The organism is Clostridium sp. CS1-1, assembly GCF_056135525.1.
In genome coordinates this window covers 3,627,714-3,653,898 of sequence record NZ_CM148680.1, presented here as the reverse complement: position 1 = coordinate 3,653,898, position 26,185 = coordinate 3,627,714, and the positions used below count along the sequence as shown (strand labels likewise).

Annotated in this window: 27 protein-coding genes; 24 read left to right on the top strand and 3 right to left on the bottom strand. The window is 31.7% G+C overall.

Translation table 11 applies throughout. The features are described 5' to 3' along the window. Positions 1 to 219 precede the first annotated feature (219 nt). Positions 220 to 387: a hypothetical protein gene (locus AC0N0V_RS17180; RefSeq protein ID WP_474464630.1), complete on the top strand. Its 168-nt coding sequence runs from the start codon at positions 220 to 222 to the stop codon at positions 385 to 387. A gap of 196 nt (positions 388 to 583) precedes the next feature. Here the strand turns inward: AC0N0V_RS17180 and rpmB are convergent, their stop codons facing one another. Next, positions 584 to 775, bottom strand: coding sequence for a 50S ribosomal protein L28 (gene rpmB / locus AC0N0V_RS17175; RefSeq protein WP_474459618.1), 192 nt, complete (start codon positions 773 to 775; stop codon positions 584 to 586). Positions 776 to 979: 204 nt separating this feature from the next. Here rpmB and AC0N0V_RS17170 point away from each other — a divergent pair, with 204 nt between their 5' ends. From AC0N0V_RS17170 to AC0N0V_RS17145, 6 genes are all read left to right on the top strand, one after another. After that, positions 980 to 1,330 (top strand): Asp23/Gls24 family envelope stress response protein, encoded by a 351-nt coding sequence (locus AC0N0V_RS17170; protein WP_474459616.1) that lies wholly within the window; start codon positions 980 to 982, stop codon positions 1,328 to 1,330. A 17-nt stretch (positions 1,331 to 1,347) separates the two neighbouring features. Next, positions 1,348 to 3,012, top strand: a complete 1,665-nt coding sequence (locus tag AC0N0V_RS17165; RefSeq protein ID WP_474459614.1) for a DAK2 domain-containing protein — start codon at positions 1,348 to 1,350, stop codon at positions 3,010 to 3,012. A gap of 109 nt (positions 3,013 to 3,121) precedes the next feature. Next, the gene (gene recG / locus AC0N0V_RS17160; RefSeq protein ID WP_474459612.1) at positions 3,122 to 5,164 is read left to right on the top strand and encodes an ATP-dependent DNA helicase RecG; all 2,043 of its coding nucleotides are present in this window, start codon (positions 3,122 to 3,124) and stop codon (positions 5,162 to 5,164) included. A gap of 256 nt (positions 5,165 to 5,420) precedes the next feature. Then, on the top strand, positions 5,421 to 5,981 hold the full coding sequence (gene rsmD / locus AC0N0V_RS17155) for a 16S rRNA (guanine(966)-N(2))-methyltransferase RsmD (protein ID WP_474459610.1): 561 nt from the start codon (positions 5,421 to 5,423) through the stop codon (positions 5,979 to 5,981). 5 nt (positions 5,982 to 5,986) lie between these two features. Next, on the top strand, positions 5,987 to 6,469 hold the full coding sequence (gene coaD / locus AC0N0V_RS17150) for a pantetheine-phosphate adenylyltransferase (RefSeq protein WP_474459608.1): 483 nt from the start codon (positions 5,987 to 5,989) through the stop codon (positions 6,467 to 6,469). A gap of 11 nt (positions 6,470 to 6,480) precedes the next feature. Then, positions 6,481 to 7,005: an ATPase gene (locus AC0N0V_RS17145; RefSeq protein WP_474459606.1), complete on the top strand. Its 525-nt coding sequence runs from the start codon at positions 6,481 to 6,483 to the stop codon at positions 7,003 to 7,005. A 215-nt stretch (positions 7,006 to 7,220) separates the two neighbouring features. On the opposite strand, the gene ylbJ is transcribed toward AC0N0V_RS17145, so the two are convergent. Both ylbJ and AC0N0V_RS17135 read right to left on the bottom strand, forming a co-directional pair. Further along, a complete protein-coding gene (gene ylbJ / locus AC0N0V_RS17140) occupies positions 7,221 to 8,390 on the bottom strand; it encodes a sporulation integral membrane protein YlbJ (protein WP_474459604.1) in 1,170 nt (389 codons plus the stop codon). 170 nt (positions 8,391 to 8,560) lie between these two features. Next, on the bottom strand, positions 8,561 to 9,790 hold the full coding sequence (locus AC0N0V_RS17135) for a nucleotidyltransferase (protein WP_474459601.1): 1,230 nt from the start codon (positions 9,788 to 9,790) through the stop codon (positions 8,561 to 8,563). Between the two features lie 284 nt (positions 9,791 to 10,074). On the opposite strand from AC0N0V_RS17135, the gene pta reads away from it, so the two are divergent. The 17 genes from pta to trmD all read left to right on the top strand — a co-directional run bounded on the left by pta (position 10,075) and on the right by trmD (position 26,081). Further along, entirely contained in the window at positions 10,075 to 11,076 is a 1,002-nt protein-coding gene (pta, locus tag AC0N0V_RS17130; RefSeq protein ID WP_474459599.1) for a phosphate acetyltransferase, read from the top strand. Positions 11,077 to 11,121: 45 nt separating this feature from the next. Then, entirely contained in the window at positions 11,122 to 12,321 is a 1,200-nt protein-coding gene (locus AC0N0V_RS17125; protein ID WP_474459597.1) for an acetate kinase, read from the top strand. A gap of 97 nt (positions 12,322 to 12,418) precedes the next feature. Then, a complete protein-coding gene (locus AC0N0V_RS17120) occupies positions 12,419 to 12,922 on the top strand; it encodes a YceD family protein (protein WP_474459595.1) in 504 nt (167 codons plus the stop codon). A 14-nt stretch (positions 12,923 to 12,936) separates the two neighbouring features. After that, on the top strand, positions 12,937 to 13,119 hold the full coding sequence (gene rpmF, locus AC0N0V_RS17115; RefSeq protein WP_261671566.1) for a 50S ribosomal protein L32: 183 nt from the start codon (positions 12,937 to 12,939) through the stop codon (positions 13,117 to 13,119). 240 nt (positions 13,120 to 13,359) lie between these two features. Beyond that, positions 13,360 to 14,358 (top strand): phosphate acyltransferase PlsX, encoded by a 999-nt coding sequence (plsX, locus tag AC0N0V_RS17110; protein WP_474459593.1) that lies wholly within the window; start codon positions 13,360 to 13,362, stop codon positions 14,356 to 14,358. Between the two features lie 108 nt (positions 14,359 to 14,466). Further along, on the top strand, positions 14,467 to 14,700 hold the full coding sequence (gene acpP / locus AC0N0V_RS17105) for an acyl carrier protein (protein WP_474459591.1): 234 nt from the start codon (positions 14,467 to 14,469) through the stop codon (positions 14,698 to 14,700). 122 nt (positions 14,701 to 14,822) lie between these two features. After that, positions 14,823 to 15,527, top strand: a complete 705-nt coding sequence (gene rnc, locus AC0N0V_RS17100) for a ribonuclease III (RefSeq protein ID WP_474459589.1) — start codon at positions 14,823 to 14,825, stop codon at positions 15,525 to 15,527. Continuing rightward, entirely contained in the window at positions 15,520 to 16,608 is a 1,089-nt protein-coding gene (locus tag AC0N0V_RS17095; RefSeq protein ID WP_474459587.1) for an elongator complex protein 3, read from the top strand. Before rnc ends, AC0N0V_RS17095 begins: the two co-directional genes overlap by 8 nt. Positions 16,609 to 16,655: 47 nt before the next feature. Beyond that, a complete protein-coding gene (locus AC0N0V_RS17090) occupies positions 16,656 to 16,916 on the top strand; it encodes a stage V sporulation protein S (RefSeq protein WP_474459585.1) in 261 nt (86 codons plus the stop codon). A gap of 313 nt (positions 16,917 to 17,229) precedes the next feature. Further along, positions 17,230 to 20,796 carry a chromosome segregation protein SMC gene (gene smc / locus AC0N0V_RS17085; RefSeq protein ID WP_474459583.1) on the top strand — a complete coding sequence of 1,189 codons (3,567 nt, stop codon included), beginning with the start codon at positions 17,230 to 17,232 and terminating at the stop codon, positions 20,794 to 20,796. Between the two features lie 332 nt (positions 20,797 to 21,128). After that, on the top strand, positions 21,129 to 22,040 hold the full coding sequence (ftsY, locus tag AC0N0V_RS17080) for a signal recognition particle-docking protein FtsY (protein ID WP_474459581.1): 912 nt from the start codon (positions 21,129 to 21,131) through the stop codon (positions 22,038 to 22,040). A 167-nt stretch (positions 22,041 to 22,207) separates the two neighbouring features. Next, positions 22,208 to 22,549: a putative DNA-binding protein gene (locus AC0N0V_RS17075; RefSeq protein ID WP_474459579.1), complete on the top strand. Its 342-nt coding sequence runs from the start codon at positions 22,208 to 22,210 to the stop codon at positions 22,547 to 22,549. A gap of 10 nt (positions 22,550 to 22,559) precedes the next feature. Next, positions 22,560 to 23,912 (top strand): signal recognition particle protein, encoded by a 1,353-nt coding sequence (gene ffh, locus AC0N0V_RS17070; RefSeq protein ID WP_474459577.1) that lies wholly within the window; start codon positions 22,560 to 22,562, stop codon positions 23,910 to 23,912. A 74-nt stretch (positions 23,913 to 23,986) separates the two neighbouring features. After that, positions 23,987 to 24,229: a 30S ribosomal protein S16 gene (gene rpsP, locus AC0N0V_RS17065; RefSeq protein ID WP_474459575.1), complete on the top strand. Its 243-nt coding sequence runs from the start codon at positions 23,987 to 23,989 to the stop codon at positions 24,227 to 24,229. 19 nt (positions 24,230 to 24,248) lie between these two features. Further along, positions 24,249 to 24,476, top strand: coding sequence for a KH domain-containing protein (locus AC0N0V_RS17060; protein WP_474459573.1), 228 nt, complete (start codon positions 24,249 to 24,251; stop codon positions 24,474 to 24,476). 394 nt (positions 24,477 to 24,870) lie between these two features. After that, positions 24,871 to 25,362, top strand: a complete 492-nt coding sequence (rimM, locus tag AC0N0V_RS17055; RefSeq protein WP_474459571.1) for a ribosome maturation factor RimM — start codon at positions 24,871 to 24,873, stop codon at positions 25,360 to 25,362. Beyond that, on the top strand, positions 25,359 to 26,081 hold the full coding sequence (gene trmD, locus AC0N0V_RS17050; RefSeq protein ID WP_474464561.1) for a tRNA (guanosine(37)-N1)-methyltransferase TrmD: 723 nt from the start codon (positions 25,359 to 25,361) through the stop codon (positions 26,079 to 26,081). Before rimM ends, trmD begins: the two co-directional genes overlap by 4 nt. Positions 26,082 to 26,185 lie beyond the last annotated feature (104 nt).

Sequence of the window (26,185 nt, the reverse complement as noted above, 5' to 3'; positions counted from 1 at the left end):
ATACTCCAATTCACTCTGTGAAAGTGATTCCTGCCAAATCAGAGATTGGAGTCCATTGTTTTCTCACAAAGCGTACGTGGCGAGTAGGTACGCATCTGGGTAACGATTTCTGGGGCTTAGTCTAAATCTTAGAAATCTTTCTATCTGACTTCACTTTTTTGTAACATAATTGGAGGATGAATCATATAATATTATAAAGCAATTTTGGGGGATAATAATGTGTCAAGGCGAGGCAGTAAAAGAAGAGCAAGAAGGTTTGGACTAATGACTGCATCTATTGGGGTAGGAATAGTAATAACGGTTATTATCCCTGTATGGGGATGGATAATAACTGTAGGCGGAGCATTGATCTATTGCGGATGGTATTTAATAGGACATAATAAATAAAGGGGGGACTACAATGAAAATTATTGCCTTTAAGCTTCCAGGATTCTTATCTTCTTTTATAAAATTGTTCAGGAAAAAGAAGTAACATATAAAAGAAAATAATCCACAGCTATTAATCTAAATAGCTGTGGATTATCAAGCATAAAAAGAAATAAAAATGCAATTGTTTGGCAACTGCATTTTTTATTTCTTTTTATTATATAGCACGTTGAACCTTACCGGAACGTAGGCATCTTGTACAAACGTGTATAGTTTTAGGTGTTCCTTCAACTATAGCCTTAACTTTTCTTAAGTTTGGAGCCCATGTTCTTTTTGATTGACGGTGTGAGTGGCTGTATTGAACGCCAAATACAACACCTTTATTACATACTTCGCACTTTCTTGACACTAAAAACACCTCCTTACCAAATTGTGAAGATAATATCTTCTCAATTCAAACATTTATTATTTTACCACAGAATACATAATTCGCGCAAGTATATAAATGAAATAAAATAGCAAAAATAACATTATAAATAATATATTTCCTTGAATTAATGGGTTATTTAATATAAAATATGTTATATGGTGTTCATTATAAGGAGGGTTTCAAATGATAGGTAATATCACCAATGAAAATGGTAATATTAATTTTTCGGAGGAAGTAGTTGCTAATATTGTAGGTGTTTCAACTATGGAGTGTTATGGTGTTGTGGGAATGGCATCTAAAAACGCCAAAGACGGATTATGGGAATTAATAAAAGGCGAGAGCTTAAGTAAAGGTGTAAAGGTTCGTTCTAAAGATAATGAGCTATTTATAGAAATATATATAATGGTAGAATATGGAACAAAGATATCTGTTATTGCAAATAATATAATCCAAAAAATAAGATATAATGTAGAAAACTATACAGGACTTAAGGTTTCAAGCATCACAGTAAACGTTCAAGGTGTTAGAGTCTAGGGAGGTAATACAAAAAAATGGAATACTTAAAGATAGGTGGGCATAATTTTTACAACATGATTGTAAATGCCAGCAATAAACTAGAAGAACAGAAGGAGTATGTAAACTCATTGAATGTTTTTCCAGTTCCAGATGGAGACACGGGAACTAATATGTCTATGACATTTAGAACGGCAGTATCTGAAATTGAGGGTATGCAGGAAGCAACGATTGGGGAAATTGCAAGAAAGTTGGCTAAAGGTGCTCTTATGGGAGCAAGGGGTAACTCCGGAGTAATACTTTCACAGATCTTTAGAGGAATATCAAAAGGATTAGAAGGCAAGAAAGAAGTTGACTCTTTAGAACTTGCGGGTAGCATAATGGAGGGTTCAAAATCGGCTTACAAAGCTGTAATGAGACCAACAGAAGGTACTATACTAACTATTGTAAGAGCAGCGGGAGAAAGTGCAATTAAATCAAAGCAGACAGATGTTGTTAAACTTTTAGAAGAGGTATGTGAGTATAGCAAGATAGTATTGAATAAAACTCCAGATATGCTTCCTGTACTAAAAAAGGCAAAGGTAGTAGATGCTGGTGGAATGGGGCTTTTTATTATACTGCAAGGCATGTATGAAGCATTAAAGGATGATATAAAAGCAGTAGAAATAAAGGAAATTAAAGACACCTTAGTACAATCAGCTGCTAAAACTTTAGGGGAACAAAATATAACCTATGGTTACTGTACCGAATTCTTTATCCGCTCAAGCAGTCATGATATAAATAAGTTTAAGCTTAAGCTAGAAACTATGGGTGATTCCATGGTGGTTGTAAGCGATGAAGATATTATAAAAGTTCACATTCATACAGATGATCCAGGCTCAGTTCTATCACAAGCAATAAAGCTTGGTGAACTTTCAAAAATAAAAATTGATAATATGAGAGAACAGCATAGACATGTATTGAATATGGATGACACCGCATATTCATCAGTTAAAACAGAGGAAAATGAAAATTCACAGGAAAGTTTCAAATCAAATGATGAATTAAAGAAATATGCCTTTATTTCAGTAGCCATGGGAGATGGAATAAAGAATATATTTGAAGATCTAGGTGTAGATTTTGTAATTGAGGGCGGACAGACGATGAATCCAAGCACTCAAGATATATTAGAGTGTATAAATAAAATAAATGCAGAGAATATATTTGTGCTTCCAAATAACAAAAATATAATTATGGCAGCAAATCAAGCAGCTGAGTTATCAGATAAAAACGTAAAGGTAATAGCTACGAAGACGATACCTCAGGGAATTACTGCAGTAACTGTGTTTAATCCAGATTTAGAGTTAGAACATAATATACAAACTATGGAACATGGAATAAGTACTGTAAGCAGTGGCTCAGTAACATATGCTGTAAGAGATACTGAAATGGATGGTAATAATATAAAAGAAGGAGATATTCTTGGTCTTGTAGAAGGTAAAATACAAGAGGTTGGCAATGATATGTTTGCTGTATGTGAGAATATTATTGATTATATGGCAAATGAAGACAGCGAATTGGTTACAATATTTTATGGTAAAGATTGTGAAGAAGAAAAGGTGCAGAATTTTGTAGCTAAACTTGAGGATAAGTATCCAAATACAGATGTGCAGTTCTATAATGGAGAGCAGCCTTTATATTATTTCATAGTTTCTGTTGAATAAAAAAGCCTATTAGGCTTTTTTTATTTTATGGTAAAACTTTTATCATAGATATTTAGGGTTGTTGCAAAACCGAACTAATGTGTTGTATATTATTATACGAGGTGATTAAATGGACATATATAGCAGTATAAGGGGTGTAAAGGGCGTAGGGCCAAAGACAGCAGAGGCTTTAGAGAAATGCTGCATTTTTAATATATTAGATTTATTATTATACTTCCCGAGAGATTACGAAATGATTTCGGCTTGCAATACTTTACCGGGAACTAAAAATTTCGGTAAGATTATAATTAAATGCAAAGTGGTAGGCATAGAAAGAGATATAAAGACTAAAACAGGAAAAGTGCTTACTACTATAGTTTTTAATGATGGTAATAATACATTTAAAGGAAAGTGGTTTAATCAACCTTATGTAAAAAATTCATTTAGAATAAATAATGAATATACTATAATGGGGAAATTACAGGAATTTAGGGGAGAGCTTACTATTACTAATCCTTCTCTAGTAAAGGATAATGTTAATGTTTCAACTGAAGAAAAAATAATACCTAAATATCCCTTAAAGTCAGGAGTTACTAATAACTTAGTAGTAAAATTAATTAATCAAGTACTCCAAGATGTTATTATCGAAGAAAATCTACCAAAGTGGCTTTTAGATAAGCATAAATTATGTAGTTTAGATAGAGCGATAAGAGTGATACACAATCCACAAAACTCACAGGAGCTTTATGAGGCGAGTAAGAGACTTAAGTTTCAAGAACTTTTTACATATTCATTAAAAATATTGATGCTTAGGGACTATTTCAATAATAATAAAAATGGAATTGCCTTTAAGATGGATGAGGAGCTTAAAACATTGAAGGAAAAGCTTCCTTATAGCTTAACAAAGGCTCAAAGTAGGGTAGTGAGAGAGATTCTAATGGATCAAAAGAAAGAATCACCTATGAATAGACTAGTTCAAGGAGATGTAGGTAGCGGGAAAACGGTTGTAGCGCTTATAGCTATATTTAATGTGATTAAGAATGGATACCAAGGGGTGTTGATGGCACCGACAGAAATATTAGCCGCTCAGCATTATTTAGAGGCAGAAAAGCTTCTAAAAGAATTTGGTATTACTATTAAACTGTTAAGTGGAAGCACTACTCAAAAAAATAAGGAAGAAATAAAAAGAGCTTTGAGAGAAGGTGAAATAGACTTAGTAATAGGCACTCATGCTCTTATTGAAGAAGATGTTCAATTTAAGAATCTGGGAATGGTTGTTACTGATGAGCAGCACAGATTTGGGGTTGCTCAGAGAAGTAAGATAAGTAATAAGGGGAAAAATGTAGACACTCTTGTTATGACAGCAACTCCAATACCAAGAACCTTAAGTTTATATCTTTATGGTGATTTAGATGTATCCATAATAGATGAACTTCCACCAGGAAGACAGAAAATTGAAACTCATTATATGAGTAAATCAGGGAAAGATAAAGCTTATAAATTTGCACTAGATGAAATAAAAAAGGGAAGACAAGTTTATGTGGTTTGTCCTTTGGTTGAAGAAAATGAAGAGCTAAAACTTAGCTCAGTAGAAAATCTGCACACTGAATTAAAAGAAAAATACTTTAAGGATATATCTATTGAAATACTGCATGGGAAAATGGCTCCAAAACTTAAGGATGAAATTATGAATAGGTTTAAAAGCGGTGAAACAAAAGTAATAGTTTCTACAACAGTAATAGAAGTAGGAATAAATGTCCCTAATGCCACTCTTATGATAATCGAAAATGCTGAGAGATTTGGATTAGCCCAGCTTCACCAATTAAGAGGTAGAGTTGGAAGGGGGGCTCATAAGTCTTACTGTATTTTAATAGCAGAAGTTAAGAACGATATAATAAGAAGAAGAATGGAGATAATGACAAGTAGTAATGATGGGTTTTTTATTGCTGAACAAGATTTGAAAATTAGAGGGGCTGGTGAGGTGTTTGGTGTTAGACAACATGGTGAAAATGGATTGATATTGTCAGATGTGGTTGAAGATATGGAATTGTTAAAGTTTGCAAATAGGGAAGCGAAAAGCCTTATAGAAAGTACAGAAGATAAAGATATAAAAGTAAAAGAGGAAATCATGAAAAAGATTGAATTAAGTTCAAGACTTATTTGTTTCAACTAAATGATTCTTCTATAATCTTTATGAATAAAATAACTTTGTATAATAAAGATATATATGTTAAAATATTAAGGAAAAATGACTATAATATAGAAATATGGTATGAATGTCAATATTATATAGAGGTATAATGTCGATATTAGTAATAATTTTTTAAATTATAAGAAGAAATAATTATTGTGATTTAAATTAAGAATATCAGAACTGTAAATATTATTAAATGAATATTTGCTAATAAGGAATGCAAGGAGGAAAAATTATGAGAATTATTGCAGGTCTTGCTAAAGGAAGAAAACTTCTGTCACCAATCGGGATGGGTACTACGAGGCCTACTTTAGATAGAATTAAAGAATCGATGTTTAGTATTATACAAAATAGATTATACGATTCAAGAGTTGTTGATGTTTTTGCAGGTACAGGAAGTTTAGGATTAGAAGCAGCAAGCAGAGGAGCAAAGGAGTGTTATCTAGTGGATAAAAGTCCGGAAACATTTCCTTTCTTAGCTAAAAATATTGAAAACCTAAAGTTCGGAGAAATATGTAAGTGTTTTAATATGGATTCCTATAAAGCACTTGAGGAGTTCGGAAGGAGAAAATTGGTTTTTGATATAATATTCCTTGACCCCCCATACTTAAAAAATATGATTCCACCAGCTGTTGAAATTGTGGAAAAAGAAGGTTTGCTAGATAGAGATGGCATTATCGTAACTAAAATTGATTCTCAAGAAGAATTATATGAAGGTACAGATGAAATAATTCTTTTGGATCATAGAAGATATGGCAACACAACTGTGTGTTTTTACAAGTATAGGGAGGAGTAGTTACAATGAGAAAAGCTGTATATCCAGGAAGCTTTGACCCTGTAACTAATGGTCACCTAGATATAATAGAGAGGGCTTCTAGGATATTTGATGAAGTGATAGTAGCAGTCCTTATAAATCCTGAAAAAAAAGGACTTTTTTCCATTGAAGAAAGAGTTGAGTTAATTCAGAAAGTCACCAAGAAACTTCCCAATATAAAGGTGCAAAGTTTCAGTGGACTCTTGATTGATTTTATGAAACAACAAAATGCAAAGGTTATATTAAAAGGACTTAGAGCAGTAGCCGATTTTGAATATGAACTTCAAATGTCACTAATGAACAAGAAATTAGATCCTGATGTGGAAACTGTATTTATGATGACTAGTGCTAAAAATTCTTATTTGAGTTCTTCTTCTGTTAAACAAGTCGCTATGTTTGGGGGATGTATTAAGGACTTAGTTCCAGATGAGGTAATACCTGATATTATTAAAAAGGTTAATAGCCTTTAGGGGGAAATGCTATGGATGCTATTAAACTACTAGAATATCTAAGAGAAATTATAGAAACATCTTCGAAAGTTCCGATGACGGCAAAGGTTGTAATAGATAAAAAAGAAACATTAGAAATAGTTGAAAAGATTATAACATATCTTCCTGACGAAATGAAAAAGGCTCAATGGGTAGTAGAAGAAAAGGAAAGAATTTTGAGTGAAGCCATTCAGGAAGCTGAAAATTTAAAAAAGGAAAGTTTAAGTCTTTTGAAAAGGCAAATTGAAAATCACGATATAACAAAAGAGGCTAATATGAGGGCTGAAGAAATAATAGCTTCTGCTCAACGAAATGCAAAAGACATTAGGTTAGGGGCTAGAGATTATGCTAACGAGATCTTAAATCAACTAGATAAGGAAATAGCAGACAAAAGCAAATTAATGCTTTCAGAACTTAAAAATGACATGCAGGAGTTTGTGATTCATTTAGAGTCTAATATTGATTTAAGGGCAGATCAAATTAAACAAAATATTAAAGAATTAAGAGATATGAAGTAAAGTTAATATTTTTTAAAGCTTATTCGCTAATATTATAAAATAGGTAAAGTTAACAAAGGTTTCATAGTTGATTAACACATTTAGTAAGGATTTAAAAAAATGTACTCCTATTTAGGGCGTTATTAATGAACTTTCATACTTAATAAAAAGCACTATCAATATTGATAGTGCTTTTTATTAAGTTAACCATTTATTTAGTTTAAAGTAATAGTTTATTATCTGGTAGACTGAAGTAACACTTTTACCCTAAAAAGTATCCAAGGTAAAATTACGATAATCAAAGTTGTTAAAAAAATGCTATTCATATTATTGATTTGAATATAGTTGTATGCAAATGTCGTCTTTACTAAATGCATAGAAGAGAGATTATACAATAATACGCTGATTAACGAACATAGAAGCCCTTGAGCAATCTTCCTAACAGTATATTTTTTCATGGATATATCAAGCTTATAAGTAAAAGAATAAACTTGAGAAATTATGGATAGACCACTAAAAGTAAAAAGAAAACTTACAACAGCTATTTTTACAAGTATAGGTGCATTAGAAGATGAAATTAAGCTACAACCATTAGTCATCTCAATTAAGCCTAGTATGAGGCCTTCAACTATATCCTTAGAAATATGAAATATATTCGAAATTTGAGTTGATATAAAGCTAAATAGATAATTTATTTTTATCATACTGTTTACAACTGAATAAGCAGTAACAAAGCCGCCTATAGATAAACAAGTCTTAATTGAATTCTCAACACTATTTTTAAGCACATTTCCAATATTCATATCCATTAAGGTATGGTTTTTTACATGAATATCTTTTTTACTTACCTTTTTAGAAGGAAGAATGAGCCCCATCACAATACATGATAGTAGATTTGATAGAAGTAATATATAGCCTATATGAGAACTCTTTAACATGGATATACCTACGGAACCTAACATAAATAAAGGACTTGCATTTGAGGCTATATTAAGCAGCCGTTCGCAAGTTGTTAGGTCTATTATATTTCTCTCGTATAGATCACAGGCATATTTTGCTCCTAATGGATACCCACATAAAACGCTGATGATTAGAACAAAGCTACAGCTTTTCGGAAGTCTAAAAGGCTTGCATATAGCACTCCCTAAGACTTTAGAATATATGTAAACTCCATCATAAGCTAGTATTATATTAGACACCACTAAAAATGAAAATAAGGAGGGAAATACCTTATAGAAAAAAAGTAAGGCTCCAGAAATTGCAGCGTCTATACATACTTTTGGTGCAGCCAATATTTGTAGAATAAGTAGGGAGCATACTATAGTAATAAGGATATTTTTGTTTTTAAGCAAATAAGCAAGAAGTAAGATAATAATTATTATCAAAAGGTAAAATATAAATTTCAAACGCCAATCACCCACTTTTGAGAATTGAGAATTGAGACTAAATACTCAATCCTGCAAATACGTAAAATTTGATTTATTAAAATTATATTGTTTAAATACAACACTTATTCTAATTTAATTTTACAATATAAGGAATAACTTAACATTATTCTGAGTGATTAAAGTTCAGCTTATTTATCTATTATAATTGGGCTAATTAAATAATCAGAATTAGAATTAATGCTATTGTTCAATAAACTATACATCCTAGTACCTGATATATCTAAGAATAAAACTTTATCTGGATTTTTAGGTAACTTAGTGTAAATTGGAATCGTAGATTTTGATTTTGCTTCTTTTAATATTTTTAGTCCAACATTGTTAAAACCTAAAACTCTAGCATAAGGGCATGGTTTCTTTCTTAAATCACTTGTATTAAGGTTTTCAAATCCATTAAAGAATTGACACAAAATTCTACTTATACGAGTATAAGTATACCTTTTGGTTTTAATAGAGCTTATAAGTTCATCATAACTTCTAGAATGTTCCAATGCCTTCAGTATTCTATTATGGATGCCTTCTGATACATCTGGAAGATTTTCAATTAAGTTTTTATTCGTAATAGCTTTATATTTTATAAAAGGGAGCATAGAATCTTCAAAAACAAAATTATAATTATTTTTACTTAAGGACAAAAGTGAATTATATACGTTTTCTGGCAAATGACATTTTACACCATCTATATTTCCATTATCCTTAATAAATTTCCGTATAGAAGATGCACTAGAAAATTTCTCGTTTAAAGAGGTGCTGTTATATGTACCACCTTCCCTTTTTACAGAAAAAGGCTGTATATTACTTTTCAACCTTTTAAGGCTCTTACAGTATTCTATTCCTAAAATATTGTTAGAGCTAGATAAGATATTCTCTATGTCTAAATCTAATAATTTTTTATCATCAAAAGCTTGAAAATATTGCATTAAAGCCTTGCTTCTTGCAAGCGGATAGGCAAAACCCAAATCCAAGTTTTTCTTCAGTAGTTGTTTAAATTCTAAGGGTTCTTCGGAAAGTATATTAGCTATATGTGATAATTCGTCTGCGTTTCCTTGTTCGCTGCCAAAGCAGATGTTATTAGCTATGCCTAAGCTATCTAAAAGGCTAACTGCACCGAACGCGAAGAACTCAGCAGAGGATATGCTATAAATCATAGGTAATTCAATTACTAAATCAACTCCATTCATTAATGCAGCTTTTGTTCTGTTCCACTTATCAATTATTGCAGGAACGCCTCTTTGAACAAAGTTTCCGCTCATTACAGCTACGATACCGTCACAATTTGTTATTTCTCTTGTTTTCTGTATATGATATAAGTGGCCTCTGTGAAAGGGGTTGTACTCTACTACAATACCTGTAATGTTCAATTTATTGCCTCCTTGATTAAAAATAATGGAAATTAATATATAGATAAATTATATGTGTTTTTTGATTTATTATCTACATTATACACATATAAAATGTTTATAATCAGTATTGTGGATAAATATACAAAATTAAAAAGATTTAATAATTATTCCTAAATTTAAAAAAATTTTTAAGAATAATTTTAAAATCTTCATATTTTTATTGAAAAATACACAAAAAAAGGATTATATTATAGTTGTATGCAATTTTAATTTAATTTTATATTTCGAAGGGAGAAACAAAAATGGAATTAATGAAACAAATTTGGGAAAAGGCAAAATCTAATAAAAAGAGAATTGTCTTACCTGAAGGCGAAGAAGAAAGAAATCTTCAAGCTTGTGGAAAAATAATGGAAAATGGGCTTGCTAATGTTGTATTAGTTGGAAATGAGAATGTGATAAGAGAAAAAGCAGCAAGTCTTGGTGTAAAACTAGATGGAGTTGAAGTATTAGACCCAGAGACTTCAGAAAAAACAGCTGAATATGCAAATGGATTTTACGAGATAAGAAAAAATAAAGGAATGACTCTTGAAAAAGCAGATAAAATTGTAAGGGATCCACTATATTTTGGAACTATGATGGTTAAAGTAGGGGATGCAGATGGATTAGTTTCCGGAGCAATACATACTACTGGGGATTTACTAAGACCAGGTCTTCAAATAATAAAAACTGCACCTGGGATGTCAGTAGTTTCTAGTACATTTGTTATGAATGTACCAAACAGCCAGTATGGAGAGGAAGGATTACTTCTTTTTGCAGACTGTGCAGTTAATCCAAACCCAACAGCAGAGGAGTTAGCTTCAATTGCAGTAAGTACAGCAGAAACAGCAAAGGCTCTATGCGGAATAGAACCAAAAGTTGCAATGTTATCATTCTCAACTATGGGTAGTGCACAGCACGAATTAGTTGAAAAGGTTAGAAAAGCGACAGAATTAGCAAAAGCCATGAGACCTGATCTAGACATAGATGGAGAATTACAATTAGATGCTGCTATAGTTAAGAAAGTAGCCGATTTAAAAGCTCCAAATAGTAAAGTTGCTGGCAAGGCAAATGTTTTAGTATTCCCAGATCTTCAAGCAGGTAATATCGGATATAAGCTAGTTCAAAGATTTGCAAATGCTGATGCTATAGGACCAGTTTGCCAAGGCTTTGCTAAACCAATTAATGACTTATCAAGAGGTTGTAGCGATGATGATATAGTAAACGTAGTAGCTATAACTGCAGTTCAAGCACAAGCTCAAGAATAATAATAAAGAAAAATTAGTTTTTTGTATATTGAAGGGAGAATAAAAATGAAAGTATTAGTAATAAACTGCGGAAGTTCATCTTTAAAATATCAATTGATGAACATGGAAAATGAGAGCGTTCTTGCAAAAGGTCTTGTAGAAAGAATAGGAATAGAGGGTTCAGTTTTAACTCATAAAGTTAATGATGAAAAAGTTGTTATAGAACAACCAATGAAGGATCACAAAGTAGCTATTGGATTAGTACTTGATGCTTTAATTAGCAAAGAGCACGGTGTAATCAGTGATATGTCAGAAATATCAGCAGTAGGACACAGAGTTGTTCATGGTGGAGAAAAATATGCTTCATCAGTACTAATTGATGAAAATGTTATGGAAGCATTACAAGAATGTGTAAAACTAGCTCCATTACATAATCCACCTAACATAATTGGAATAAATGCTTGTAAAGAGTTAATGCCAAATACACCAATGGTTGGAGTGTTTGATACAGCGTTCCATCAAACATTACCTGAAGAAGCATATATGTATGCACTACCATATGAATTATATAGTGATTTCGGTATAAGAAAATATGGATTCCATGGGACTTCACATAGATTCGTTTCAATGACAGCAGCCGAGCTTATGGGCAAAAAAATAGAAGATTTAAAAATCATCACTTGCCACTTAGGAAACGGAGCAAGTCTATCAGCAATAAAGGGTGGAAAATCAATTGATACATCAATGGGATTCACTCCTCTTGCAGGTGTTGTTATGGGAACAAGATGTGGAGATATAGATCCAGCAATAGTACCTTTCTTAGTAAAAGAAGCTGGTATGGCTGTTGAAGAGGTAGATAATCTAATGAACAAGAAATCAGGTGTTCTTGGTTTATCTGGAGTAAGCAGTGACTTTAGAGATATAGAAAATGCTGCAAAGGACGGAAACAAAAGAGCTCAACTTGCTTTAGATGTATTCCACTACAGAGTTACATCCGTTATTGGAGCATATACTGCAGCACTAAATGGAGTTGATTGCATAGTATTTACAGCAGGTCTTGGAGAAAACTCATCAACAAGCAGAGCAGCTATTTGTGAAAGATTATCATACTTAGGAATTAATATTGATGCTGATAAGAATGGCATGAGAGGTAAAGCAATGGAGATAACAACTCCAGATTCGAAAGTTAAAGTGTTTGTTGTACCAACAGATGAAGAACTTATGATAGCAAGAGATACTCAAGAAATAGTTACAAACAGAAAATAATAAAAAATTTCAATAACTGACAAAAAATAAATAAATCTTGACTTTTTATGCTCATCTCTATATAATAAATTGTGGCTAATATGTAGAGGTGAGCATTATGAAATTGGATTTAACAGAGTTATTAAAAAAAGAAAGAGCTGCTCAGGAATTACATCTTGAAATTAATGAAAAAAAACTTTATGATGGAAGTGAATACATCGGCTTATTAGAAAATATTAAGTTAGATGGAACTCTAAGTAAAGTAGGAGACGTTCTGACATTAAATAGTGTTATACATACTGTTTTAGAATTAAGTTGTTCTAGATGTCTCGAAAGGTTTAGCTATCCTATAGAAATGACTATTGAGGAAAAGTTTACAACAAATGACAAAGCTAATAAAGATGATGACCTCATCTTTATAAATAGTGATACTTTAGATATCACAGAAATAATAGAAAATAACATTATATTAACACTGCCAATCAAAAGGCTTTGTAAAGAAGATTGCAAGGGATTGTGCCATAAATGTGGTACCAACCTAAATTTTTCTACATGTCACTGTAACGATGACGATATTGATCCAAGGTTGGCAAAGTTGAAAGATTTGTTTTTGACTGATTAAGGAGGTGTTTTACTGTGGGAAATCCAGCGAGAAGATTTTCAAAAGCTAGAAGAGATTCAAGAAGAGCACAAACTTTTAAATTAAGTTTACCAGGAATAGTTGAGTGTCCTCAATGTCATGAAATGAAGCTTGCTCATAGAGTATGCAAGAGTTGTGGATATTATAAGGGCAAGGAAGTTGTTTCAACTGAAAAATAATTTAAAGAAAGTCATTTGACTTTCTTTTTTTGTAATTTGTAAGATGAAACCAATCCAAGATCTAAGGATATATAACCTTTTATAATTAAGTGAAAATTAATACCTATAGATATACAATATTATATTTAGAAACTGTTTCTACTTTGATATAGTTAATAATTTGATTTTTCTTCTATGACAAAGTAATGTTTAAAAGTTAGATATTTATAATTGCTATATAACAAAAAAGGATGTGAAAGCATGATAATTGCAGTGGATGGTATGGGTGGAGATTTTGCGCCGGCTGCTGTAGTAGATGGATGTGTTCAAGCTGTAAAAGAACACAATGTTAACATAGTCATTACTGGAGTTGAAGAACTAATAAAGAAAGAGTTAGATAAGTATACATATCCTAAGGATAAAATAAGTATATTAAATGCTGAAGAAGTGATAAGCACGAATGAACCGCCAGTTATGGCTGTAAGGAAAAAGAAAAACTCAAGTTTAGTCAAGGCACTTCAGCTAGTTAAAGATGGAGAGGCTGATGCAGTTATCTCTGCTGGAAGTACAGGGGCCCTTATGACTGGTGCAACGCTTATAGTTGGGAGAATAAAAGGAATTGAAAGGGTAGCGCTAGCACCTATAATGCCAGGAAAAAAGGGGGCATTTATGGTTGTTGATGCTGGAGCAAATGTTGACTGCAAACCTCAGTATTTAATTCAATTTGCATTAATGGGTAAAATATATTTTGAAAATATTTTAGGAATAAATAATCCAACCATAGGCTTGGTAAATATTGGGTCGGAAGAAGAAAAGGGAAATGAACTAACAAAGAGTGCATATAAGCTGCTAAAAGAAAAAGATTTTAATTTTGTAGGGAATGTGGAGCCAAGGGAAGCATCAAATGGAGATGTAAATGTATTGGTATGTGATGGCTTCGTAGGAAATACAATATTAAAAATGTATGAAGGTGTGGCGCTGAATATATTTAGCATGTTAAAAGAAGAAATAATGAAATCCTTTACAACTAAATTGGGTGCTTATTTATTGAAGCCTGTATTTAAAGGGTTAAAGAATAAGTTTGATTATTCAGAGTATGGCGGCTCGGCATTCCTAGGATCTAAAGGAATCTGTATAAAGGCTCATGGAAGCTCTGATAGTAAAGCGTTTAAAAATGCTATAAAACAAGCCATAAACTGCTATGATAATAAGATCATAGACAAGATTAAAATAGAATTAGAAAAAATACATTTTGATTAGGTGTATTGATATTTAATAATTAAGAATAATAAATTTAGTAGTATTTGTATTGACGGTATACCAGTTATGTAATATTATTTATGTAGAAAGCTTTTAGGAGGTGAGACAATGATATTTGAAAAAGTTCAAAATATAGTATCTGAGCAACTTGGTATTGGTGTAGAAGAGGTAACTATGGAAGCATCTTTCGTAGATGATTTAGGTGCTGATTCACTTGATATTGTTGAATTAATAATGGCTCTAGAAACAGAGTTCGATCTAGAAATACCAGATGAGGATGCTGAAAAGATAGCTACAGTTACAGATGTAGTTGAGTACATAAAGGCTCATACTGAGGAATAATTTCTTTAAAAGTCCCGTTATATACGGGGCTTTATAAATTTACAAAAATGTAGTTTATTCTTGAGTTTGTTTAATCAAGAAGCAAGCTGAAGAATAAACTTCTAAAAGGAGTTAAGATAATAATGGTAAATGAAGGGAATGCCTTTCAAGCGTTAGAAGAAAAGTTAAATGTTAATTTTAAAGATAAAGAACTATTAAGGACTGCTTTAACACACAGTTCCTATGCTAATGGTAAGAAAAATATAAAGTTTAATGAGAGATTAGAGTTTCTTGGAGACTCAGTATTACAGATTTCTATTTCTGAATATCTTTTTCTAACTTATAAAAATAAATCTGAAGGAGAACTCACAAAGAGGAGAGCTCTAATAGTATGTGAAAATTCCCTATATGAAATAGCTAAAAGATGGGAAATTGGGAATTATATAAAAATGAGTAAGGGTGAAGAGATTACAGGTGGAAGAGAAAGAATTTCTATATTAGCTGATTGTGTGGAAGCTATAATCGCAGCAGTATATATTGACAGCGGATTTGAAAAGGCAAAAGAATTTATTATAGAAAATTTTAAGGACACTATAGAAAAAGCAATAAAAAATAAGATTATTTTAGATTATAAAACTAAACTTCAAGAAATAATGCAACAAAATGGAGATGTTAATATAGGTTATTTGCTAACCAAACATGAAGGACCACCTCATAGAAGAAAATTTTATACTCAGGTATCAGTAGATGATAAAATTTTAGGAAATGGGGTTGGGTATAGTAAAAAAGAATCAGAACAAAACGCAGCACAGGAGGCACTTAAAAAATTGGAGGAAGATAATGGGTAAGGGTCACTATATAATACCTATATTTGTATCTCACGAAGGTTGCCCGCATAATTGTGTATTTTGCAATCAAAATACTATTACAGGAATTGAAGAGCGGGTAGATGCTAATTTTGTGAGAAACACTATAGAGCAATATTTAGAAACAATTCATAAAGAAAATGCCACTATAGAGGTGTCATTCTATGGCGGAACTTTCACAGCTATAGATATAAATAGACAGAAAGAGCTTTTAGCTGTAGCAAAGGAGTTTAAAGACAAAGGTGAAATAAATTTCATACATTTATCTACAAGACCAGATTATATAGATGAGAAGATATTGTTGAATTTAAAGGACTATTCAGTAGATGTTATTGAACTTGGAGTTCAATCTTTAGATAAGGAAGTTCTTCTAAAGTCAGGAAGAGGTCATTCTGAGGAAGATGTGTTAAGGGCTTCAAAGCTAATAAAAGAATTAGGATTTGTACTAGGGCATCAAATTATGTTAGGACTGCCTGGTGATACATTTGAAAAGGATGTAGAGACAACGAAGAAAATAATTAAAATGAAACCAGAAATATGTAGAATTTATCCTGCTCTAGTAATAAAGGATACTCCTATGGAGAGGCTCTTTAAAAATGGTCTATATAATCCTTATGAACTTTATGAAGCAGTTGAAATCGCGAAGGTAGTTTATATTATGCTTACTGCAAATAATATAAAAGTTATAAGAATTGGATTACAGCCTACTGAAGAAATAAATACTGGCAAAGATTTGATTGCTGGTCCATTCCATCCAGCTTTTAGGGAATTGGTAGAAGGAAGTATTTATAATGAACTTATACTAGATGAATTTGATGGAAAACCTAATGATAAGCTCATTATAAAAATTAACAACAAGGATTTGTCAAAGTTATATTCTTATAAGAAGAAATTTTTTAATGACATGAAGAAACAATTAAAGACATCAAATGTCGAAGTTATACAAGATAATCTTGTATGTAGAGGAGAAATAATTTTAATTACAGAAGAAAAAGAAAAAAGTTTGTCAATAAATGAATATATGGCTAAAAAGTACAAAGAAGGAAATTTCGGTGTTTTATAGAATTATATCCCTGTGAATATAACAATATTTGTAGGGAGGAATTACACATGGAAGTATTAAGGGTATCAGCTCAATCTCAACCAAAATCAGTAGCAGGGGCACTAGCAGCAGTATTAAGAGATAACAATTCAGCGGAAGTTCAAGCAGTAGGTGCAGGGGCAGTTAACCAGGCAGTGAAGGCGATAGCAATTACTAGAGGATTTGTAGCACCAAATGGTATAGATCTAGTTGTTGTTCCAGCTTTTTCGGAGATAACTATTGAAGGTGAGGAAAGAACAGCAATAAAATTTATTGTTGAACCAAGATAACTTAATTGATATAAAACCCTGTGGAATACAGGGTTTTTTATTTTACAATTGATATTTAGATAATTATAATATAAACTATGAGATGAAACTTGAAACAACTATGTTTTACGGTTAATATAATTTATAGCTAAACATGTATGGGAGCTTAGGGATGACTAGCTATTATAGTTATTATATTAGAATAAAGGGAGTGTTATTTTATGAAAAAGAAGACTAGGGAGAAAATGAAAAAGTTATTAGTTTCCCTTGTAGTACTTATGTTTTTAGTTAGCTTGCTTCCAATGTTATTTGGAAGATAAGGAGTGTACTTTTTATGTTTCTCAAATCTATTGAAATAAGAGGATTTAAATCATTCGCAGATAAGACAGAGTTAATATTTAAAAATGGAGTCACAGCTATAGTTGGACCCAATGGAAGCGGAAAGAGTAACATTTCTGATGCAGTAAGATGGGTGCTTGGAGAACAAAGTGTAAAAAGCCTCAGAGGAGGTAAAATGGAAGATGTTATATTTGCTGGAACCCAGTTTAGAAAACCTGTTGGACTTTGTCAGGTTTCATTAACTTTAGATAATGAAGATAAAAGACTATCGCTAGATTACTCTGATGTTACAATATCTAGAAGGCTTTATCGTTCTGGGGAAAGTGAATACTACATAAACAACACTCAATGCAGGTTAAAGGATATCCACGAACTTTTCATGGATACTGGTATTGGAAAAGAAGGATATTCTATAATTGGTCAGGGAAAGATTGAAGCGGTGCTTAGTGGAAAACCAGAAGAAAGAAGAAGTCTTTTGGAGGAAGCTGCTGGTATAGTAAAGTTTAAGTGGAGAAAAGAAGAAGCAGAAAAAAAACTAGAAAATACAGAAGCAAACTTAGTTAGAATAGATGATATTTTAGGTACTTATTCAGAAAGGTTGGAACCGTTACAAATTGAAAATGAAAAAGCTAAAAAATTTATAAAATTATCTGCAGAGCTAAAAAAGAAAGAAATAAACGTGACCATCTACGCTATCGATAAAGTCCAGAGTAAAATAGAGGAAATTCAAGGTAACATTAATAATATGAACACAAATACAGAAGAATTAAATTCTGAACTTTTGAAACTTAAGTTAGATATTGAGAAATGGAATGAAAAAGTTGAAGTTATAAATGAAGAAAGCTCTGACTACAGGAAAAGGTATTATGATGATAAGTCGAAAAAACAAAACATAGAAGCTGATACTCAGATATTAGGTGAAAGGTTAGAGAACCTATATAGCTTAATAGAGAAAAATGAAAGAGAGCTTAATGAAACTCAAGATAAGATAACTGTTTTACTAGCTAATGAAGAAGAGCAAAGTAGTGAATTGAAAGTTTTAAAAGAAACGCAGAGTGAGATAGGTTTACAAATCGGTGATTACGAGAATAAAATAGCATCCATAGAGGACTCTATTTTAAATGAAAATAGCATGATAAAAAAGTTAAAGGATGATCAAATAGAATATTTAAGTGATTTATCAAACCTTAAAAATACCATACTTATTTTAAAAAATGATACTGAAACTCTTAAAGAAAAAATCCATAGTATAAAGAATTCTTGTGAAAGTTATTTGCATTCCATAAAAATCAACTCAAGTACTAAGGAGATGTTCACAAAACAAGTAGATGAACTAAGCATAAAAATAAATGAATTTGAAAGCAGTATAAAAAACAATAGAAATCAAATTTCTAGATTAAATTCTATTGTTTTTTCGAAGGAAAAAGAATTTAGGGAACTAAATAATTTACACAGTAAGTTAGAAGCAAATCATAATATGCTTGTTAATTTGGACAAACAGTATGAAGGGTATAATAGAGCTGTTAAGGTTTTAATGGGAGACGTTAACAAAGGAAAGTTAGATGTTGAAAATAATAGCTGTTTTGTTTTAGGCGAGATAATTGAGGTGGATAAGAAATTTGAAACCGCAATAGAAATAGCATTAGGTGGAGCTATTTCTGACGTAATAACTAAGAATGAGGAGATAGCTAAAAAGCTTATAAAGTATTTAAAAGATAACAATATAGGTAGAGCAACATTTTTACCGCTTAGTATTATTAAGGGGAAAAAGATATCAATTGAAACAGAATTTCAAAAAGTAAACGGATATATAGGTATAGCAAGTGAGCTAATAAAATACGACAAGTTGTTCACAAACGCCATACAATACATATTAGGAAGAACTATAATTTCTAGTGATATGGATAGCGCCCTTAAAATAGCCAAAGCTAGTAATTATAGTTTTAAAATTGTTACGCTTACAGGAGAAGTTGTAAATCCAGGGGGATCTCTTACTGGAGGAAGTTTGCACCATAAAGTTAGCAACATCATAGGAAGAAAGAGAGAAATAGAGGACATAAAGTTAAAAATTAAAAGTGCTGCAGAAAATATAAGTTATCTAAATAATGTAATACAAAAGTATAGAAATGATATAAAACTACTGGATGAAGAAAGTTTAAATTTAAGAGACACTATTTATTCTCAAAACATTGAAATCACTAAGCTGAAGGGTAAGATAAATGCTATAGATAATGAAAGTGGGAAACTTAAGGAAAGTTTGGTAGTTTCTAATAGGGAAATAGAATTATTAAATGAAAAATTAAAGGAAAACTTGAATGAATTAGAGGTAAAAGACAAAGAATTAGAAGAGATTAAAATTAAACAAAATGAAAATGATATCTTGATTATTGAATTAGAAAAGGGACTTAGCGGCAAAAACTCTAAAGTTTTAATTGACAGAGAAAAACTCACAGGGTTTAAGATACGAAAGGCACAAATAGATGAGAATGTTTTAAATAAAGTTAGCATTTTGGAAAGATTAAATACTGACATAAATGAGCTCAAGTTAAAACGAGATAGTATGAAACATGAAAACAAAAAGTCGCAGGATAGTATATATAAATGCAAAGAGCAAATTAGAATGAATGTCGAAGAAGGAAAAAATATAGAAAATTATATTTTAGAAATGGAACAGAAACTCAAGGATCAGGATATTGAATTGATAAAAGCAAAAGAAAAAATAAAAGTGCATAGTAAAAAAGCAGAGGATCTTCAATTAGTAATTCATAAGAAGGAAGATGAGATTCATAAAATTCAGCTTTCATTAGAAAGACATATTGCTGAAAAAGAATCCTTATATTCAAAGATTAATGATGAGCTAGAAATTACATATGCAGAGGCTTTAAGTTATAAAACTGAAATTGAGAACATTGAAGTCTATAAAAGAGATATCTTAAATTTGAAAAGCAATATATCTTCCTTAGGAGTTGTAAATCTTGGAGCTATAGATGAATTTAAGGAGTTAACGGAAAAGGTTAACTTTATAAGCACGCAGAGAGAGGATTTAACTAATGCAAAGGAAGAGTTGGTGGGGCTTATAAATGAAATGACGGATAAAATGAAAGTAGTGTTTAACGAAAACTTTAACAAACTGAGAAAAAACTTTGATGAAACTTTTAAAGAACTATTCAAAGGGGGAAGTGCAGATCTAATATTAGCTGATGGAGATGAATTGACAGGAAATATAGACATAACAGTTCAACCGCCAGGAAAAAAACTTCAAAATATAAATCTAATGTCCGGTGGAGAAAAAGGATTATCAGCAATTGCTTTATTGTTCGCTATCTTGAAGATGAAGCCTACACCATTTTGCATTTTAGATGAAATAGAGGCAGCATTAGACGACGCAAATGTAATAAGATATGCGGAGTTTTTAAAAAAGTTCTCACAAAATATACAATTTATTGTAATAACTCATAGAAAGGGAACTATGGAAGCTAGTGATGCCTTGTATGGGGTTACAATGGAGGAAAAAGGTGTATCCAAGATAGTTTCAGTGGATTTAACTAGGGAAGCATCATAGAGAAGTTATATAGGATTCTAATTCATAAACTCCACTCATACACCGGGATATACTGCTAATTCTTCTGCACTATAAATACTTTTTAATAAGTCTAAAGCTCGGCTATAAGAAAAAGCTAAGAACTTTGATGAACTCGCTATCGCTCAGACACATCAAAGTTCTAAGCTTTTCCTTATAGCTTCGCTAAGACTCATAATAGCTTCGCTAAGACTCATAGAAAAGTATTTAAATGTGCTTTCAGAATTAGCAGCATATCCCTATGTATAAGTTAAGTTTACAATCAGAAGTTCTATAGTTATAGAACTAAATTTATAAAATTGGAGGATGTACATATGTTTGGTGGATTTTTTAATAAGTTAAAAGAAGGACTTACAAAGACTAAGACAAATCTTACAGAGAAAATAACAGATATGTTAAGTGGTGCAATGACTATTGATGATGATTTGTATGAAGAGTTGGAAGAAATATTGATAACTGCAGATATTGGTGTAGAAACTACACTAGAAATCATAGATAGACTGAAAGCAAAGATAAGAGAGAACAAAGTAAAGGATCCTTCTTTAGTAAAGGATTATTTAAAAGAAGTTATTGTGGATATTTTGGGTGAAGAGAATGGTACTATAAAGCCTGAAAAAACTCCAGAGGTAGTATTAATTATAGGGGTAAATGGAGTTGGTAAAACAACATCTATTGGAAAGATATCTGCAAAGTTAAAGTATGATGGATATAAAGTGCTAATGGCAGCTGCGGATACTTTTAGAGCTGCGGCTATTGATCAACTTGAGGTTTGGAGTAGCAGAGCTGGTGTAGATATTATTAGACATCAAGAAGGTTCGGATCCTGCCGCAGTAGTTTTTGATGCTGTTCAAGCAGCGAAGGCAAGAAAAGTAGACGTTTTGGTGTGCGATACGGCTGGAAGGCTCCATAATAAGAAAAATTTAATGGATGAGCTTGGAAAAATAAACAGAGTAATTGATAGGGAGTTTAGTGAGGCTCATAGGCAGACATTATTGGTACTAGACGCTACAACAGGGCAAAATGCAGTTCAGCAAGCTAAGCAGTTTATGGAGGTATGTCCTATAGATGGAATAATTCTTACAAAGCTTGACGGTACAGCAAAAGGTGGAATTGTAATTTCTATAAAGCATAGTCTTAACATACCGGTTAAATTAATTGGAGTTGGAGAAGGAATAGAAGATTTACAGGAATTTAATCCAGGAGATTTTGCTGACGCTTTATTTTAATGCATTATTATATATTTGAAAAAAATTATCTGTTAAGTAAAAATACTTGACAGAGGTTCTAAACTTTGATATCATAGTCTTCGTTGAGTTAATAATATATCTTCGGATACATTATTAATAAAAAAATAAGGGAGTGGAAATGTAACTTTAAGGTTGCAGAGTATCTCATGGAAGAAAGAATTCAGCTTTCTATACTATTAGATATGTATGGTGAGCTTTTAACAGAAAAACAAAAAGATATTATGGATTTATATTATAATGACGATTTATCATTGGCCGAAATATCAGAACTCACAAGTACTAGCAGGCAGGCTGTACATGATGTTATTAAAAGATGCAATAAGCTTTTAATGCAGTACGAAGAAAAGCTTGGCCTGATGGAAGAAAAACTTAGAATAGAAAAAGTAAGATTTTCATTATTAAAATCCATTGATTTGTTAGATATTAATGATGATAAAAACATAAGTATGTTAAAAGAAATTAGAGAATACATAATTGATAATATTTAGGAGGAATAGCATGGCTTTTGAAGGATTAGCTTCTAAACTTCAGGAAACCCTAAAAAAGCTTAGAGGCAAAGGTAAGCTTTCTGAAAAAGATATTAAAGATGCTATGCGAGAAGTAAAACTTGCACTTTTAGAAGCAGATGTTAATTATAAAGTTGTAAAAGATTTTATAAAAACAGTTAGTGAAAAGTGCCTTGGAGAAGAAGTTCTTCAGAGTTTAACTCCAGCGCAGCACGTTATTAAAATAGTAAATGAAGAACTTACTAGCTTAATGGGTAGTAACGAAAGCGGTATTCAGTATTCTTCAAGTGGAATAACTATTATAATGCTGGTTGGGCTACAAGGGGCAGGAAAAACTACTATGGCAGGAAAGCTTGCTCTTCAGTTAAGAAAGAAGAACAAGAAACCTTTACTTGCTGCTTGTGATATATATAGACCAGCAGCTATAAAGCAACTTCAAGTAGTTGGAAAACAAATAGATGTTCCAGTATTTACTATGGGTGATAAGGTGTCACCAGTAGATATATCTAAGGGTGCAATTGAATATGCAAAAAATAATGGTTTAAACGTAGTAATAATAGATACAGCAGGTAGACTTCATATAGATGAAGAATTAATGAATGAACTAAAAGATGTTAAAGAAAATGTTAAACCAGATGAAATTATGTTAGTGGTAGACTCGATGACAGGTCAGGATGCAGTTAATGTTGCAAATAGCTTTAATGATCAACTTGACTTAAGTGGAGTGATACTTACTAAATTAGATGGTGATACGAGAGGTGGAGCAGCCCTTTCGATAAGAGCTATGACTGGTAAATCTATAAAATTCATCGGAATAGGCGAGAAGATGAGCGACTTTGAGGTGTTCCATCCAGATAGAATGGCTTCAAGAATACTTGGTATGGGAGATGTACTTTCTTTAATAGAAAAGGCTCAGCAAAGTATAGATGAAGAAGAAGCAAAGAAAATAGGAAGCCGTATGATGAGTCAAGAGTTCAATCTAGAAGACTTCTTAGCTTCAATGCAGCAAATGAAAAAGCTTGGTCCTCTTAACAAATTAATTGAAATGATGCCAGGGGCGAATGCTAAAGAACTCAAAGGCATTGATTTAAGCTCAAGCGAAAAGGAACTAGCTAAAATAGAAGCAATAATAAATTCAATGACTATAAAAGAAAGAAGAAACCCTTCACTTATAAGTGGTTCTCCATCAAGAAAAAAGAGAATTGCACAAGGTTCAGGTACAACAGTGCAACAAGTTAATAAGCTTCTAAAGGATTTTGAAAATATGAAGAAAATGATGAAGCAAATGAAGGGTATGCAAAAAGGATTTAATAAAAAAGGATTATTTGGCAAACTACCTTTTTAAAGGGTTTTACATATAGTAATAAGTTGATAACTTAAGATGAAAAGGTGTTTTACTATTAGAAGGAGGTGAAATAGATGGCAGTTAAAATGAGATTAAGAAGAATGGGTGCTAAAAAAGCTCCATTTTATAGAATAGTTGTAGCAGATTCAAGATCTCCAAGAGATGGTAGATTCGTAGAAGAAATAGGTTATTACAACCCAACAACTGAACCAACAACTATAAAGTTTGATGAAGAAAAAGTTGCTAAGTGGATAAGTAATGGTGCTCAACCAACAGACATCGTTAAGAAGCTTTTAACAAAAGCTGGATTAAAGTAGTCACTGGGGGTGTAATATAATGAAAGAATTAGTTAAAATTATAGCTAAATCACTAGTTGATAACCCAGATTTAGTTCAAGTTAATGAAATTGCTGGAGAGCAATCTATAATTCTTGAGCTAAAAGTTGCACCAGAAGATATGGGAAAAGTAATAGGAAAACAGGGAAGGATAGCTAAGGCTATAAGAACTGTTGTAAAAGCAGCAGCTATAAAAGAAAATAAAAGAGTTGTTGTTGAGATAATATAAGAGTTAGGTGCACCTAACTCTTTTATTTTTGAGATAAACAGAGTTCTTAGCGTCAGATGAAGTTTTAACTCCACCTGATGCTTATTAATAGATTTCTAAGTGTCTTCGACACTTAGAAATCGTTATCCTTTAGGGGAACTCGTTATCCAGGGATGAGTAAAGAGCGGGTAGTCATCGGATAAAATCAAATTTGAATCAGTTTAGGTTAGGTACATACCTATTTCTATTAAACTTACTCAAGAGGATAACTGCTCGAGATATATACGTTCATAAAAAGGAAGGTATTGGAACGAAGAGTCATTAGATAAATTTAAACTAAGGTATTAAGATTGTAATAATGGTAAATATAATAACAATAAAATATAATAATTATATAATCAGGAGGATATATCCTATGAAGGAGTTTTTGGCTATTGGTCAAATAATAAATACTCATGGAATTAAAGGAGAACTTAAAGTATATCCTTTAACGGACGATATAAAAAGATTTAGAAAGCTTAAAAAGGCTTTTATAGATGGAGTTGAAAGGACGGTAGTTTGGTGCAAAATACAACCGCCTGATAGAGTAATATTGAAAATAGAAGGTGTAGACTCCATGAATGATGCTATTAAATATAAACAAAAGTACTTAGAAGTTTCTAGGGAAGAAGCAATCGAGCTCCCAGAAGGAAGATATTTCATAGCAGATATAATCGGATGTGAAGTATTAGATGAAGATGGAGTTAACTATGGGAAGATTTATGATGTAATTCAGACACATAGTAATGATGTTTATTGGATTAAAGAGGGAAAGGAACTTTTAATACCTGTGCTAGGTCATATTGTGGTTAACATAGATATTGAAAAGAAACAAATAGTCATAAAACCGGTGGAAACATGGCAATAAAAATAGATATTTTAACACTTTTTCCTGAAATGTTTCAAATATTTAACCACAGTATAATAGGAAAAGCAAGAGAAAGAGGCATTGTTGAGATAAATACCACTAATATACGTGATTATACGCTGAATAAGCATAAGAAGGTTGACGATTATCCGTATGGTGGAGGAACTGGAATGGTAATGACTCCTCAACCCATAGTAGATTGCATAAGAGATGTTAAACAGATTAATAAGGGAAAGGTTATTTTTTTAGGGCCAAGAGGAAAAACCTTTAGTCAGGATATGGCTAAGGAACTTTCAAGAGAATCAGAATTGATTTTTTTGTGTGGCCATTATGAAGGAATAGATGAAAGAGTATACGGTTATATTGATATGGAAATATCGTTAGGGGATTTTGTTCTAACTGGTGGGGAAATGGCTTGCATTCCCATTGTAGATAGTATATGTAGACTTGTAAATGAAGTCCTATCAAGTAGCGAAAGTTATACAGAAGAGTCTTTTTATAATGGTGTGCTCGAATATCCTCAATATACTAGGCCGGAAGTTTTTGAAGGTAAGAGTATACCTGAGGTATTAACTTCTGGACACCATGAGAATATAAGAAAATGGAGGCGTCTTCAATCTTTAATATTAACTAAGAAAAGAAGGCCTGATTTATTTGATAAATTAATACTTAACAAAGAAGATAAAAAATTATTAAATAGTGAAAAACTGACAAAATAGTAGGTTCTTGTTTAGAAATTTGCCAAAAATATAAAAATATATTGAAAAAAGTATATACATATGATAAAATATTCTTCGTGCTACACAGGCGCTCCGCTGCCTGC